General features: G+C 70.8%; 8 protein-coding genes and 2 pseudogenes. 1 reads left to right on the forward strand and 9 read right to left on the reverse strand.

Features of this window, described 5'->3' with window-relative positions:
• Positions 1-1,069: 1,069 nt before the first annotated feature.
• Positions 1,070-1,204: pseudogene (locus ACH4J0_RS41615) on the reverse strand (hypothetical protein); the annotation flags it as partial.
• Positions 1,205-1,318: 114 nt separating this feature from the next.
• Positions 1,319-2,152: a hypothetical protein gene (locus tag ACH4J0_RS41620; RefSeq protein WP_396246407.1), complete on the reverse strand. Its 834-nt coding sequence runs from the start codon at positions 2,150-2,152 to the stop codon at positions 1,319-1,321.
• Between the two features lie 283 nt (positions 2,153-2,435).
• Here ACH4J0_RS41620 and ACH4J0_RS41625 point away from each other — a divergent pair, with 283 nt between their 5' ends.
• Entirely contained in the window at positions 2,436-2,891 is a 456-nt protein-coding gene (locus ACH4J0_RS41625) for a winged helix-turn-helix domain-containing protein (protein WP_396246408.1), read from the forward strand.
• Positions 2,892-2,923: 32 nt separating this feature from the next.
• Here the strand turns inward: ACH4J0_RS41625 and ACH4J0_RS41630 are convergent, their stop codons facing one another.
• From ACH4J0_RS41630 to ACH4J0_RS41660, 7 genes and pseudogenes are all read right to left on the reverse strand, one after another.
• On the reverse strand, positions 2,924-3,934 hold the full coding sequence (locus ACH4J0_RS41630; protein WP_396246409.1) for a S41 family peptidase: 1,011 nt from the start codon (positions 3,932-3,934) through the stop codon (positions 2,924-2,926).
• A 576-nt stretch (positions 3,935-4,510) separates the two neighbouring features.
• The gene (locus tag ACH4J0_RS41635; RefSeq protein ID WP_396246414.1) at positions 4,511-5,659 is read right to left on the reverse strand and encodes a Mu transposase domain-containing protein; all 1,149 of its coding nucleotides are present in this window, start codon (positions 5,657-5,659) and stop codon (positions 4,511-4,513) included.
• Positions 5,660-5,803 (reverse strand): annotated as a pseudogene (locus ACH4J0_RS41640) (helix-turn-helix domain-containing protein); the annotation flags it as partial.
• Between the two features lie 361 nt (positions 5,804-6,164).
• Positions 6,165-6,593, reverse strand: a complete 429-nt coding sequence (locus ACH4J0_RS41645) for an ATP-binding protein (RefSeq protein ID WP_396246410.1) — start codon at positions 6,591-6,593, stop codon at positions 6,165-6,167.
• An 86-nt stretch (positions 6,594-6,679) separates the two neighbouring features.
• On the reverse strand, positions 6,680-13,183 hold the full coding sequence (locus ACH4J0_RS41650; RefSeq protein WP_396246411.1) for an SDR family NAD(P)-dependent oxidoreductase: 6,504 nt from the start codon (positions 13,181-13,183) through the stop codon (positions 6,680-6,682).
• 73 nt (positions 13,184-13,256) lie between these two features.
• Complete coding sequence (locus ACH4J0_RS41655; protein WP_396246412.1) at positions 13,257-14,531, reverse strand: beta-ketoacyl synthase N-terminal-like domain-containing protein; 1,275 nt, start codon at positions 14,529-14,531, stop codon at positions 13,257-13,259.
• A 232-nt stretch (positions 14,532-14,763) separates the two neighbouring features.
• Complete coding sequence (locus tag ACH4J0_RS41660; protein ID WP_396246413.1) at positions 14,764-15,147, reverse strand: DUF5988 family protein; 384 nt, start codon at positions 15,145-15,147, stop codon at positions 14,764-14,766.
• Between the last annotated feature and the right edge of the window lie 533 nt (positions 15,148-15,680).

The following is a 15,680-nucleotide window of genomic DNA, read 5'->3' on the forward strand; positions in this document are numbered from 1 at the left end:
GGGCCGAACGGTCGCGGGGTGTGACTCGGCGGCTAGCCGCATCCGGCGGGACAGGAGCCGGTGCGACTGACGACGAATGCCAAGCTGCCAGACCGGATCGGCGGTCGCCAAGACCCCCTCCTTACGATCCGCAGTCGTAGCCGAAGAGAGCCGGCACCGATTCGAGAGGCAGGCCGCCCCGAGCGCGCCGATCCCCGCCGACCTCTCCGGCCAGCGCAAACACCCTCCAGCCACCCGTCAAATAGTCTCAAAATGGCACAAAACGGACACTACTATCCGTCGTCGTTCACCGCATCCACGTGTGAGCGCACTCACTAGACGCGATCCCGGCGACGTCACCGACCGACCCACCGCCACCACGCTGAGTCAACACCAGGTGACCGCCGTTGAGACCGCCGCCACACCTGGCCGACGTGGAACGGCCCGAAGAGCAGCTGTCCAGGACCGCAAGGATGGTGGCACTCCGGGGTCCACTGTGGGAGTCACTAGCCGTGGAGGGGCGTCCCCGCCCCCCGTCTCAGCCCGGCGAGGGTGGGCTCGGTACTCAGGGCGCGGACGGTGGCGCTGGGCAATGGAGCACGCCCGCTCAGGCCTTCGCCGATCACGACAACCCGGCCACCACCGTCGGCTACCGCGAACGCCACCGGAAACACGAACGCAACGCCGCCCTGGTCGACGCCGGATCCGCTCTGTTCGAAAGCATCCGCCCGACCCCGCGGGACGCCCCCGTCGCCGTTACCCCCCCGTCGAGGACACTGATCTGGTGCAGGTCCACGACCCGGGACAAAGGCGCGCGGGGGCGCGGTCACCACGCTGTCCGTAACCATCACGACCACGTCCGCGCGGTGGACGGGCCGGGCGGTGCCGTTGTGACGCAGCCCGTCTCGGTCGAGGAGACGGCGGAGCGATTCCCTCGCCAGCTCGTCGGTGGAGTCCCGCCAATCCAGTCCCTGGACGTCGCGCAGAGCGGCCTCAGCCTCCCGCACTTCCTCAGTCCGGCCTGTAGCGCTGGGGCAGCGGGCGGGGTGTTCCTTGTTCAGGGCCTGCCAGCAGCGAGAAGTCTCGGTGATCACTTCCTTGATCTCCGCGATCTCCGCGGCCGGGACGGCACCCTGTGGACCACCCCATCGCCCTCGATCCCGTTCAGCACCCGCGGGGTAGCGGCGTAGTCGGCCGCGATCGACTCCGGTGCCCATTGGTGGCCGTCCCAGCGGAGGCCGGGAGGGGCAGGTGCTGATGCAAGTGGGCGGCGGCCTCGAAGCCGTGTCGCGCCCGCTTCCGGCGGGCCGGGATCGCGCCCGTGCTCCGGACGGTGCTGTTACCACTCGCCGCGGTGGCCGATCACCCGGAAGCTGCCCACGACGCCATCGCAATCGAAGGCGCCACCGAAATCGAACCCGTCCTCGTCGAAGTGGCGGGCCACCACGCCGTTGGTGGAGCTGTGGGGGCCCACGATGGCGACCGGACCACCGTGGTCGCAGTTGAAGCCACGGAAGACCTCGATGGTCTTCCAGCTGTCGTTGAAAATATTGAAACTGGTGGCACCCAGGCCGCTGGCCGTAGTGATGCAGCCCTCGGTGTGGGCGGAGAACGTACGTTCGTTGAAGAAGATCCTTCCCTCCTTGTGGTGGTGGCCGCGTTCGCCGCCCTCGTGTCCGCGTTCGCCGCCCTCGTGGCCGCGTTCGTCGCGTTCGCCGCCCTCGTGTCCGCGTTCGCCGCCCTCGTGGCCGCGTTCGTCGCGTTCGCCGCCCTCGTGGCCGCGTTCGCCGCCCTCGTGGCCGCGTTCGCCGCCCTCGTGGCCGCGTTCGCCGCCCTCGTGGCCGCGTTCGCCGCCCTCGTGGCCGCGTTCGTCGCGTCCGCCGCCCTCGTGTCCGCGGTTGTCGTTCTTCTCTCCGCCTGCGCTGCCGCCGCCAGAGGCGGCCGCCTTCTCTCCGCCTGCGCTTCCGCCGCCAGGGGCGGCCGCGACCGGGGCGGCTTGTTGGACAGGCGGGGCCGCAGGCGGGGCCGCAGGCTGGGCCGCAGGCTGGGCTGTCGGCTGGACGGGCGGGGGCGCTGGGGTGGATCCGGGGGACGAGGCGTAGGTGATGCCGGTGGCTGCAAGGACCGTCGCGCCTATTCCGGCACCGGCCAAAGTTAGTGTGCGCGTGAACATGTCGCTTCTCTCTGTCGCGCGGACGCCGACCAGGCGCCCGATCTGCGATGAACGTAACGAGAGCTCTTATGGCTGGCATTTCGGACATGCCCAAGGTGTGACGCCATGGGGCCAGCCAGGTGGAATTGCGGCACGTATCGCATACCGATCAAAGATCTGAGGCCTGGTGGGTCACGGTCCCTTGGAAAGCGACGCGCCGTTCTGAGTGGCGGTCAGCGCACCGTGATCCGTCCGGGACCAGCGCTCGACAGCCCAGTGCCTTCGCCGGATCGGGACCAGGATCGTGCGCGGCCGCCGCGCCTTCCTCAACCTCAAGCGCAAGGGCGCCAAGGACCGGCTGCTGCCGCGCCTGCGGGCGGTGGCCGCTCTGGTGGAGGGACGGGACCGGGAGGACGTCGCGGCGATGTTCAAGGTCTCGCTGAAGGCCGTGGACGGCTGGTGGGCGAAGTGGCTGGTCGGCGGGCCGGGACGCGCTCGTAGCGCGTCCGCGCGCCGGCAAGCCGGAGAGCATCAGGCACTGTCGGAGGCCGAGCAGGCCGCGGTTCGGCAGGCCGTGCTCGACCACCAGCCCTGCGACCTGGGACTTCGAGGACAGCTGTGGACGCGTGGCCAGATCGGTGCGCTGATCGCGAGCCTGTACCGGGTCCACCTGACCGAGCCGGGAGTGGACAAGTACTTGCGGCGCTGGGGCTGTCGTTTCAGCGGCCGGACAAGCGCGCGGTCGAGATTGAGTTTCTGAGCAATAACGAGCCGGAACCCTGCCATTTCGATTCAATAGCCCTTACAGGGACCTTGGCCGGCAAGCCAGTTGACGGCGGCGTCAAGGGCCGGGTCGGCGTTCTTGGTGGTGGGGGTATCGATGGTCTCGTCCGGTACGAGCGGGCCCTGAAGGATCCGGCCGGTACGGTCCGCCTCGGCGGCGGTGGTGAGGACGACGACGGCACCGTCGGAAAGGCGGTGCGGCTCGTTGCCGGTGGGCACCCCGTAGGTTCGGTCGCCGAAACTGCGGGTGACCGGCCGGCCGATGAAGGCGACGGCGACGGCCTCGCCCGCGCTGGCCGTCCAGCGGCCGGTGAGCACCGCGACCGGCGGGGTGGCGGCGAGTGGGTGGAGGGCGTCGGCGTCGGCCAGCGGGGTGTCGTCCAGGTACGGCACGCCGCCGCGTATCGACCACGCGGACCGTTTGCCGTGTGCGGTGACGAAGCCGCCGAGCGGGCCGTCGCCGAGGATCGGCGCCGCTACTGCGAGCGGCGCCCACATTCCGCCGCCGGTCTCGCCGCGCAGGTCCACCACCCAGCCGCAGGCGCCCGCCCTGTCCGTTTCGGCGACGGCGGCGCGGCCCCGGGCGACGTACTCGGCGTAGGTACGGTCCGAGCCGTTCACCCCGCGGAGGGTGAGATAGCCGATATGGCCGGGGAGTTGGTTCGAGGTCGGGGAGTCGACGACCTCGGGGTCGCCGAGAACCCGGTCGGCCCGGTCCGGGGGAACGAAGCGGCCGTGGCGGTCGTCGAGCGCGCTCACGGCGCCGTTGATCGCGGGGTACGTGTCCTGCGGGGTGCGGGCGCCGTCGGCACGGGAGAAGGCCTTGGCACGGACGTCCTTCCAGTCCACCCTCGCGGTGTTGAGGGAGTCACGCTGGAGGAGGTCCAGGGCGTCCGAGAGATAGGCGCGCGCCTGCGGCGAGAGGCGGGCGCCCTCGGGCTCGGAAGCGGGCCCCGAGGCGGCGGCGCCGCCGAGGAGCAGCAGCGTGGCAACAATGGCAGCGGCCCACCGTGGCCTCATGCGTTCCCCCCTGTGGTTCGTGGCCCCTGATTCTTGCTCACGGACCCCCAGACGGCGAGACGGGGCGAGGCGGAACCAGCACTCGGTTCTCGGTTGAGCAGCCGGGCCCGGAACCCAGCGGAACTGGCGGCCGAGGCCCTACGCTTCTTCCACCGACGGCAGCGCCAACCCCACATCGTCCACGGCTACTTCCACAGTCCCCAGATCCGTTACACCCTCGACGAGAACCAATTGAGTTTCTAATCAATGGCCGCGCGCTCTCGCCTCGAAAACGATCCCGTGCGGCCGCACCCGAAGCCATTCCGCTCCGCTTTCAATTTCGGCGATTCGGCTGCAGTGCCCGGACGAGGAGAAATCTCGTCGATCCACGGCAGATAGCCCGGGCAGTCGTCTGGGGCGCCGAGGCGGTGGCCTCGGCGGACGGTCCCGGGCGGGCGCCGTCCCGTGACCCGCCACGAGGCCGTCCGGTCCGCGGTCGGCCGCAGGTCGGCTGGTCCTGCCCTTCCCCGCCACCGTGGAATGCACGCCGCGCTCGGCCTGGCCTGCGGGAGACCGCCGGCCAGCCCGCTACCGCAGTCACCCGTTCGTCCCCGGGGTCGGCGAGGAGCCCGACCCCGTCTCGGACCGGCCGTCATGTCCCGTCGTATGAGCGGGCCGCTCGCCGTCGAACCGGGACACCACCCGGTCCGCGGCCGGAGCGGCCACGGACCGCGGGCGACCGATCCGGCACGCGTCCCAGGACGGCGCCGCGGCGCCGGAAGCCCGAGTTGGCCGTTCGAGGGGGACGGGGCCGCGGTGTTGGACGACCGTCCAGCCCGCGTCCCTGGGGGCCCTCGGAAAGCCGGCGATGACCGCCCCGGTGCCCGTGGTGACCGCCAGGTGGGATTCGTCGAGCCGCCACCGGATCCCCACCTCGCTGCCGATGAACCCCGCGGGCATCAGGTAGAAGTTGCCTTCGAAGGACACGAGGCCGTGGAGATCGACCCTGCGCCGGACGCAGATGCGAGCGGGGAACGGCTTGGACGGCAGGGGCAGCAGGGCCCGGACGGGCTGACCGGTCTGGCGGTACCAGCGGTCCGAGCGCTCGGTCAATCGGTCGAGGCAGTCCTGGGCCTCGTCCAGGCCGAGGTCGCCGGCCATGCTGTCCCACCAGTGGAGGACAGCGGAGCGGTGGGCACGGATGACCGGGCCGGGCGCTCCCGTCTGCGGGCGGACCGCGACGGAGGCCCCGTAGTGTTTCGCGACCTCGTGAAAGACGGCGGTCACCTTGCCGACCGTCGAGCAGACCGGCGGGATCCCCTCGAACAGCCAGCGCTCGCCGGTGCCGCCGAGGCGGCGCAGCACCCGGTCCAGGGCCTCCACGCAGTGCGGGAGATCATTGGTGGCGGTCAGGGCGGCCCGCCAGCGCCCGGAGCGCGTCAGCAAGCCCATGAGCAGGTACACCTCGTGCCCGCAGTCCCATCCGGCCGGCGGGGTCGGCAGCCGGACCCAGTCGAACTGCACATCCTCCGCGCTGCCTTGGCCGGGGCTCGCCCTCGCTCGGTGGCACGGCCCCCAGCGCGGCCGCATCATGTGTCGGCGCAGGGCACGGGTGAAGGTCGAGTAGGCCCTGGGGTAGCCCAGCTCGACGATCTCGCGGTAGAGGACGTTCGCCCGCAGGTGCGGATCGTCGTCGAGGCGTTGCTGGCAGTAGGGGATGAACGGCAGGAATTCGTCACGGGTCACCGGTCGGACCCCGATGCTCCGCTCTCCCTTGAGGTAGGCCCTGACCGTCTTGCGGTCGCGGCCGAGGTATCGGGCGATCGCCGAGATGGACCAGCCTTGACGGCGCAAGGCGCAGACCTCTTTGTATTCCTCTGCACTGAGCATCCGGATCCCAAACTGTCTGGCTTCACCAGCGGAAAGCACCTTGAATGAGTGAGGACTGTCAGCATGGTCGAAAAATATAGCATTCGAAAGCTCCCATCAGGGCGGCAAAAAAGACTCGCCCTGAATATCGCCTGGGCAATTTTAGAGAGCACGGAAGGGAATTCCCCGCCGCTGCCGGCGATGGGAGCCGGTATATCCGGAATAAGCCACCTCGCGCACCGTTTACCGGTGAGGAATTCCGCGAAGCATGCGGCAACCGATGTCGAAAGCCGCTTGAGCCGCCCGCGGGCGGGCTCCTTCGTACGACGAGCTGCCGGAGGTCGTGCGACGGGTGGGGCGCCCGGGCAGCCGGCACTCGGCCTCACAACGGAAGCCGGCAGGAAACCGTCTTGGTGCCGTCGGGATGGAAACGGTACGTCCACGAGCCGGCGATCCTCTCGATGAGAAGCAGTCCGCGCCCGCTCTCCTCGCAGGCGGTCGGCCGGTGTGGCCGGGGCGCGCTCGCGGAGCGGTCCCGAATGCCGATCGACAGCCCCCTCTGGTCGGCCGCGATCGTCACCCTGATCGGCTGCTCGCCGCCCGTGTGACGGATCGCGTTCGTCAGAAGCTCGGTGGTCAGCAGTTCGGCGTCGTCGGTGACATGTGCGATCTCCCAGTGACCGAGAATGGCCTTCACGGCCCGGCGCACGGACCGCACGCACTGGGCCTGCGGCCACACGAACATGGTGATGCGTCGCTCCCGCCGGTCACGCACGTCCGGGCGGGGCACGTCTGTGGAGGTCATCGTCATCCTTCGGTTTCCCTCTCCTGGTGAACGCGGGTCCCGTGTTCCGCTCTCCGCCAGGGGCTCCGGGCCGTCGACGCCCCGGAGCGGGCTCACGGGTTCTTCACCGACGGCGTCGCGGTGGCGGCCGAGGCGTCCGGCGTCCTGGGCGAGCGCGGGGCGATGGGCTGTCCGACCGGGGAAGCCGTGTCACCTGCGGAATCCGGCGCGGCGTCGCTGACCAGACTGATGCCGATGTGCTCGGCGAGGCCGTCGGCGAGTGCAGCCAGAGTGGGATGGCCCGCGACGAAGTCGCCGGCGAGCCTGACCCCGAACGAGGCTTCCAGACGGGTGCGCAACTCGATGCGGAGCAGGGAGTCGAACCCGAGGGCGTTCAGCGGCGTCTGCGGATCCAGAGTGCTGCCTCCCAGGCGGAGCACGGTGCGGATGTGGTCGGCGAGGCGGTTTTCGAGGGCGGTACGACGGGCGAGACCGGCTTCCACCGCCTGCAGTTCGCGTCGGATGTCGAGCGCGCCGTCCTGACCGGCCGGCTGCGCGGCGGGTTCGCACGCTTCGGGCGTGAGGAGGGCGAACAGCGAGGACGCCCGGCCGGCCGGGGGGATCCAGGTGTCCGGCGGGCCGGGGATGACGCCGGTGCGCACGCGGCCGTGGGTGAGGAGCGCCGCGAGGGCCTGGAGCCCCTCGGAGGTGGGGATGGTCTGGTAGCCACGGCTCGCGAAGCCGGTGGCCACCCCGATTTCGCCCCAGGGCCCCCAGTTCACGGCCAGCGTGGGCAGGTTCAGGGCATTGCGCCAGGTGGCGAACGCGTCGAGCCAGGCGTTGGCGGCGGAGTAAGCGCCCTGGCCCGGGTTGCCGAGCAAGGAGGCCATGGAGGAGTACAGGACGAACCAGTCGAGCGACACTCCGGCCGTGGCCTCGTGGAGGCGTCGGGCACCGGTGACTTTGGGATCCCAGACACGTTCGAGCTGCTCGTCGGTGATGTTGGACACCGCGGCGTCGTCGAGGACCATCGCCGCGTGGACGACACCGCGCAGTGTGCCGCCCTCGGCGGTGGCCGCGTCCACCAGTTGCTCGGCGACGCCCGGCTGAGCGATGTCGCCGAGCACCACGGCGACCTGGGTCCCTTGTTCGCGCAGTTCGGCGACGACGCTTCTGGTGTCGGCGGAGGGCGGTGTGCGTCCGTTGAGAACGAGCCGGGCGGCGCCCTGGTCCGCCAGCCAGCGGGCCGTGGCGAGGCCGACACCGCGCAGGCCCCCGGTGACGACGTAGGCACCGTCCGCCCGCACCGGCGACGGCGCATCGCGCAGTACGGCGGTGGTGCGGCCCTCACCGGGTACCGTCAGGACCAGTTTGCCGATGTGCCCGGCGCCGGCCATGAGGCGGAAGGCGTCGGCGGCCTGTGCGAGCGGATAGGTCCGGCACGGCAGCGGGGCGAGGGTGCCCCGACCGAATTCGGCCATGACCTCGCCCAACAGCTCGGCGAACGTGTCCGCGCGATCACGTTGGAGTTCCGTCAGGTCGACCGTGCTCATGGTGATGTTGTGCCGCAGCGGTGCGAGACCGAGCGGGGTGTCGGCCAGGATGTCGCGTACGCCCAGCTCGACGAACCTGCCGAAGGGGCGCAGCGTTTCCAGTCCCGCCCTGATGGCCGGTCCGGAGAGGGAGTTGAGCACCACGTCGACGCCGTCTCCGTCGGTGGCGGTGCGGGTCTGCTCGACGAAGTCCAGCGAGCGGGAGTCCATGACGTGCCGCAGGCCCATCTCACGCAGGTACCGGCGCTTGTCCTCGCTGCCTGCGGTGGCGAGCACCTCGGCCCCCAGGTGCCGGGCGACCTTGATCGCGGCCAGTCCGGTTCCGCCGGTGGCGCTGTGGATCAGGACGCGTTCGCCGCTGGTGAGTCCGGCGACGTGGCGCAGGGCGTACCAGGCGGTGAGGTAGGCGATGGGCAGCCCGGCGGCCTGCTCGGTGGACAGGCCCGCGGGGAGGGGGGCCACGGCGGTGGCGGGAAGGGTCGCGAAAGTGGCGAACAGGCCGCCCCGCACGTCGACGGCGAGGACGTCGTCACCGGCGCGCAGGTGCCTGACTCCCGGTCCGACGGCGGTGATCACGCCGGCGGCTTCGAATCCGATCCGGTGACCCGCTTCGTCGTCGGTGGCGAGCATGCCCATGGCGGTGAGCACGTCGCGGAAGTTCATGCCCGCTGCGTGCAGGCGCAGTTCGACCTCGCCGGGGCCCGGTGCACGTCGTGGCGTGGTGGTCAGGCGCAGGGCGTCGAGGTCACCGAGCGACCCCGCGTGGAGCTGCAAGCGGTCGACGCCGTAACTCACGGTGCGGGTGACGGCGGTGGCGCGTTCGGTGTCGGACAGGGGGGCGTACGCCAGCCGGGCGACGGTCCGGGTGTCGCCGCGCAGGGCGATCTCGTCCTCCGGGGGGTCGGTGAGGAGTTCGGCCGCGAGCCGGCTGAGGTCGACGTCGGCCGAGTCGGTGTCGATGAGGGTCGCCCGCAGTTCCGGGTGTTCGTGCGTCAGGACTCGCACCAGTCCGCGCAGAGCGCTCTGGGCGGGGTCCGCGGGTTGTCCCGGTTCCGGATCGTGGGCGGACCGGGTGACGGCGAACAGGCGGGTGGGGGCACTGCGCGAGATCGCGCTCTGTGCGGCGGCGAGCAGGCGCCGGGTACGGCGCAGAGCCGTCGTGGCGGCGTCGTCCGCGGGCGCGGACGGCGCGCACAGGAGGACCACGGAGCACGGTCCGGATGAGGGGTTCCAGGTCCGGGCGAGGGCCTGCTTGAGTGGCTGGAGGGCGGTGCCGTCGAGGGGGACGTCGAGGACGGCGGTGCCTGCTCCGGCGAGCTGGAGCGCGTCCGCGAGTGGTTGGGCGGATCCGTCCGCCTCACCGATGATGAGCCAGGTTCCGGCGTGTGCCGGCTCGGGGGTGCGCCCGCGCGGGGCGGGCTGCCAGCAGGTCTCGAGGAACCATCGGTCGACGGTTTCGTCAGCCCGCGCGCCGTGGCGCACGAAGCGCAGTGCCTCGATCTCGACGAGCGGGTTTCCTGCCCTGTCCAGCAGCCGCACGTCTCCGACGATGCTGTCCGCGGTGGTGTGGGTGAGCCGGGCGTGCGCGTAGTGGGCGTTCTCGGGGGCCGCGAGGATGCGTACGGCGTGCATCCCGACGGGCAGCACCAGGCCGTGGCCCGGTTCGTGCAGCAGGCCGGCGACGACGAGTTGGGCGCACAGGTCCAGGAGAACCGGGTGGATCCGTAGGCCGTGGGGGGCGGTTTCGGCCGGGTCCGGAACCGTCACGCGGGCCCAGAAGCTGTCCGCCCGGTCGTTGGCGCGCAGTTCGGTGATACCGCTGAAGGCGGGGCCGTGCTCCAGACCCCGGGCGCGCAGGCTCGCATAGAGAGCCTGCGGATCCAGGACGACGGGGTGGTCGGCGGTCAGTGCGGCCACGGAGGCCGTCGGTGCCGGGGGGGAGGTGTCCCGCTGGCGCAGGACCGCGGTGGCCTGCCGGACCCAGGTGCCGCCCTCGTTTCGGCCGAAGACCTCGCAGTCCGCGCGGTCGGCGCTGGTGAGGGTCACGGTCGCGCCGACCGGCGTGTGGGCGTCGAGTCGCATCAGTTCGTGGAAGCGGATGTCCACCGCTTCGACGCCGTGCGCGGCGCCGGGGAAGACCTCGGCGCCCGCGGTCAGGGCCAGCGCGCAGTAGGCGGCGCCGGGCAGGACCGGTTGGCCGTGGACGCGGTGGTCGGCCATCCAGGGCAGGACGTCGGTCCCGGTGTCGGCGTGCCAGGTGTGGCGGGGTCGGTCGCCGGGCACCTCGGTGTGCGTTCCGGGCAGCGGTGCGGGGGTGCTCTCAGCCTGCCGGGGGACCACCCTCGTCGGCGTGGTGTCGGTCCAGTGGGGCCGGCGGTCGAAGGTCAGCGCGGGTACGTCGGCCAGGCGGCCCCCGGCGTGAAGGCGGGACCAGTCGATGTCGACTCCCGCACAGTGCAGGGCGGCGACCTGGGTGAGGAAGGTGGTGGGTTCGTCCTCCCTCTTGCGCAGTGTCGGCAGGATCACGGGATCGTGGAGGAGGCCGCCCAGGGTTTGGGCGAGGGGGTGGGTGACCACGGGGTGGGGCGAGACCTCGAGGTACACCTGGTGGCGGTCGGCGGCGGCTGCGGCCACGGCAGCGCTGAAACGCACCGGTCGGCGCAGGTTGGCGCACCAGTAGGCGGCGTCGAAGAGCGGGGTGTCGCGGGTGTCGTCCAGGACGGTGGTGTAGAAGGGAACAGCCGGCTGGCTGGGGGTGAGGTCGGCGAGCGCGGTGGCGAGGTCCGCGAGCAGCGGCTCGACCTGGGGGCAGTGCGATGCGACGTCGACGTCGATCGGGTGGGCCGCGATCCCGCGGGCCTGCCAGGTGGTGGTCAGGTGCCGAACGGCGGCCGTTGTGCCGGCGATCACGGTGGAGTCGGACGCCGCCACGACGGCCACCGACACCGTGCCGGCGTCGAGGGCGGCGAGCTCGTTCTCGACGGTCGCGCTGTCGAGGCTCACGCTCGCCATGGCACCGGCTCCGGCGATCCGGGTGAGGAGGGCTGAGCGCCGACAGATGACGCGGACGCCGTCGGCCAGGCTGAGTGCCCCGGTGGTGACGGCGGCCGCGACTTCGCCCATGGAGTGACCGATGACGGCGGCCGGTTCGACGCCGTGGTCGCGCCAGGCGGCGGCCAGGGCGACCTGCAGGGCGAACAGTGCGGGTTGCACGCGGCCGCAGCCGCTGACGTGCTCCCGGTCGCGGACGGCGCGCAGGACGGAGAACCCGGTTTCGGCGGTGATCAGCTCATCGGCCTCGGCCAGGGCCCGGGCGAAGGCCGGCTCATGCCGGAGCAGGCTGTGCCCCATGCCCCGCCACTGCGAGCCCTGACCGGAGAACACCCAGACGGGACGGCGGCTGACGCCCGCGCCGACGTGGCCGCACACGACGCCCGGATGGGCTCGACCGGCCTCGAAGGAACGCAGGGCGTGGATCACGTCACGGCGGGAGTCGGCCACCACGCCGAGCCTGCCGTGCCCCGGGGACCGGCGCAGGGCGAGGGTGTGCGCCACGTCCCGCAGAGGGGTGGTGGTGCCCTCGGTCTCCAGCCAGTGGGCCAGGCGCGCGGCGGCGGTGGGAAGGGCGTTCTGCGAGCCGGCGGCCAGGAGGAAGACGTGGGGTGCGGTGGTTCGCTCCGCTGATGACGGTACGTCCGCGACGCTGCCGGCCGTGGCGGGGCAGGCACCGGCGGCGGGGCCCGCGGGGAGAACGGCGGTGCGACGGACGGCGGAGGCCTGTTCGAGGATCACATGGGCGTTGGTCCCGGAGAATCCGAAGGAGGACACCGCGGCCAGTCGCGAGGTCGTCCGGGTGGGCCAGGCCGCCAGGTCGGTGGGGACGAACAGGCGGGTGCCCTCGGCGCTGATGGCCGGGTTCCACCGGGTGAAGTGCAGATTGGGCGGCACGAGCCCGCGCTGGAGGCAGAGCACCGTCTTGATCAGGCCGATGACGCCGGCGGCCGGTTCCAGGTGGCCCAGGTTCGTCTTCACCGAACCCAGCGCACAGCGTCCCTGTCCCACGCCGTAGACCGCGGCCAGGCTGGAGAACTCGACGGGATCGCCGACGGGGGTTCCGGTGCCGTGCGTCTCCACCAGGCCCACGTCGCGCGGGTCGGTCCCGGCTCGCGCGAGGGCCTGGTGGTAGAGGGCCTGCTGGGCTCCGACGGATGGCGAGGCGAGGACGTCGGAGCGGCCGTCCTGGTTGACCGCGGAGCCGCGCACCAGGGCGAGGATGCGATCGTCGTCCCGCAGCGCGTCGTCCAGGCGTTTGAGGACGACGACGCCGCAGCCTTCGCCGCGTACGAAGCCGTCCGCGGCTGCGTCGAAGGTCCGGCAGCGGCCGGTGGGCGAGAGCATCCCCATGCGGGCGAAGGACATCGTCGTCCGGGCGCCGAGCATGAGGGTGACGCCACCGGCCAGCGCGAGGTCGCACTCCTGGTTCCGCAGCGCCTGACAGGCCAGGTGGACGGCCACGAGGGAGGACGAGCACGCGGTGTCCAGTGCCACGCAGGGGCCCTGCAGTCCCAGCAGGTAGGAGATGCGCCCCGGGGCGACGCAGTGCCCGTTCGTCAGGATCGCGCCCTCCAGCTCCTGGGGCTGGCCCGCGAGGGATTCCATGTAGTCGGTGTAGCTCAGGCCCGAGAACAGTCCCGTCCGGGTTCCCGCCAGCCGCTCCGGGGGCAGTCCGGCGTGTTCGATCGCCTCCCAGGTCACTTCGAGCAGCAGCCGGTGCTGGGGGTCCAGGACGTCGGCCTCCTTGCCGGAGACTCCGAAGAAGTCGGCGTCGAAACCGGCGACGTCGCGCAGGAACCCTCCCTGCAGCGGCATCGGCCCGGCTGCTGGAGGCGAGCCCGGGGCCATGCGCTCCGCACGGCTCATCGGCGGTGCGCCGACCGCGTCCCGGCCGGCTTCGAGCAGCCGCCACAGCGCGGCGGGCGAGTCGATGTCGCGGGGAAGGCGGCATCCCATGCCGATGACGGCGATGTGCGCGTCAGCGGTGGTCGGGTTCTCTGCGTGGCCCATCACTGGTCTCCTGCGCGAACGGGGGTGGAAGCACTCGCCGTCCCGGCTCTGCGGGTCGTCGGTGGCATGGGGATCAGTCGACGTCCGAGCCGCCCAGCAGGATCGCGCTCTTGACGCCTCCGATCTGGTAGTTGAAGGTCAGCGCGTAGTCGAACTCGATCGGTCGGGTGTGGACACCGGGGACGGGGTCGAAGCAGACGTTGTCGGCCGGCTCCTCGCAGTTCGCGGTGGGGCACACCTCCCCCTGTTCCAGCATCAGGAGGGTCAGCGCGACGCCGAGCGCTCCGGCCGGGGCGCCGTTGTGGCCGAAGCAGGCTTCCTGGGAGGTCATCAGGAGGTCGGCGACACCGTCTCCGTAGAGCTGCCTGGCCGCGTTCGCCTCGAACGCGGTCACGACGACGTCGCCGTCGCTTCCGCCGTGGATGTAGGGGATCCGGCCGACGTCCCACCGGTCGCCGAGGCACTTGCGGACGGCTGCGACCAGCGAGGCGCCGTTCTCGTCGCTCGCGAGGGGATTGGACAGGCCGTCGCGGGTCATGCCGTGCGACAGCACCTGGCCGTAGGTGTACGCGCCGCGCTGCTCGGCGCGGCTGCGGCTCTCCAGCACCAGGGTGACCGAGCCTTCTCCGTGGTTCACGCAGTCGGCCCGCCGGTCGTACGGCCTCATGACCCGGTCGAAGGCCGGGAGCAGTTCGGGCATGCCGTCCACGCGGATGGAGTCGTAGGCGCGCTGGGCTCCGTGCAGCAGGCGTTGGACGTTCTGGATCACGTCCACGCCGAAGACGTCGACGCCGGTGACGACGGCGAGGTCGGTGTCACCGTCCGCGATCATGCGGCGGGCGTTGCCGATCTGGACGGCGGAGGACGCGCAGCCGCACGAGACGGTGAAGCAGGGGCCGGTCGTGCGCATCAGTGCGCCCTGGACCAGTGCCACGTCGGAAGGGGTGAGCCCCTGCTGGGCCCGGACGAACAGCTCCATCGCCTCGTGCGGGGCGGTGGTCCGCGCGTCGGCGTGCAGGACTTCGAGGTAACTGGCGACGTTGGCGTCGATGCCACCGCGCCCGACCAGGACGGCTGCGTCGCTCAGGTCACCTGCCCGGATGCTCAGTTGAGCGTCCGCGCAGGCTTCCACGAGAGAGACCAGGCCGTAGCGGTGCGCGTTGGTGTAGTGCTTGGAGAAGATGCCCGGCAGGTCCGGCAGACGTTCCGCGAACGCCGTGTCCGGCAGGTCGACAGAGCCGTAGTACACGCCGTGGTGCTTCAGACACGAACGGCCGTTGGCGGCCACGTCCCAGACCTCGCCCACGGTGAACAGCGGACGCTCGTCGCCCGGCAGGCAGAACCCCATGCCGGTGACCATCGTGTCCCGGGCCCCGCGGCCGTTTCGCGGGCGGGCGGGGGAACGCCCGCTCACGACGCGCACCCGAGAGTGCGGGACGGACGCTCTTTCCGTACTGGTGCGGGAAAGCTGCTGATCATGGCTCACCTCGGGGTGTGGGGACGGGTGGCACCGGGCAGCGCTTGCAGCGGTGTGCTCGCCCGGTGTCGGAGTTGGGGGCCGGGGGACGGCGGTGGGAGGGCTACTCGGCGACGGTGGTCCGATACGACCACTGGTAGACGGGCATCAGCACGCCCCCGACGTCCGTGAAGTCCTGCGTGAGATCGAAGTGCTCATATCCGTTCCAGCGGGGAATCTTCAATCGGCCCTCCACGCTCCCGGATTCCAATTCCCGGACCTCAGGAATATCGCTGGGGCCGCCCCTGAGGAAGACAAGAAGAGAATAGGACGTGACACTCACCTTACCCGCGAACGACTCAGCGGAAACCAGAACGGGACAATAGGCAACCTGACGGTCGCACACACCCTGAATACCCGCCCACAGACCGACTAACCCATCACATCCAAACAATGCACGCGTCACCCCAGCAGCACTCCCCCACCTCGCAACACGGACCGCGGGCATGCCAGAAGGCCGTGATTATATCCAAATAGAGCACATCCAAGAATCATCAGTCGACAATAAATACGAAGACTTCCCAACGCTTGCGACATTACCCTTGGAGGCTCAAACTTGCAGGTCAGAGATATAGGGCAAGCCAGGAACCGGCAGACTGGCCCTCGACCGACGGATAGCCTCGACGCCCGACTTCGGCCAGATCTTGCAATCCTCCCCCCGCGCACCCGGGAGGATTACTCCCAACGCTCACTTAAAGTACCCAGAGGCAAGACCTCTGACCTTATCCGACCCGTCGGAAGAGGCGCCGAAGAGATTGCGCGCCCCGCGACCCACAAATGCCCCACTTTCAGCAAATACCCTATTGCCACCGGATGGCGCTCGAATCTACCGTGAGGAAAACTCCCCGCCGACGAGACCAAAAGGATCTTGTCCGGCGGCCGGAAGTCGGAAAAGAGGAATCCTATGTCCCCGATTCTCCTCGCACTCGTCCCCTCGCAGGGTCCGACGACCGGGGGTAACCCCGTGCTCCTGGTCGGCAC

Origin of the sequence: Kitasatospora sp. NPDC017646, assembly GCF_044329365.1 — a bacterium.
Classification (GTDB): domain Bacteria; phylum Actinomycetota; class Actinomycetes; order Streptomycetales; family Streptomycetaceae; genus Kitasatospora.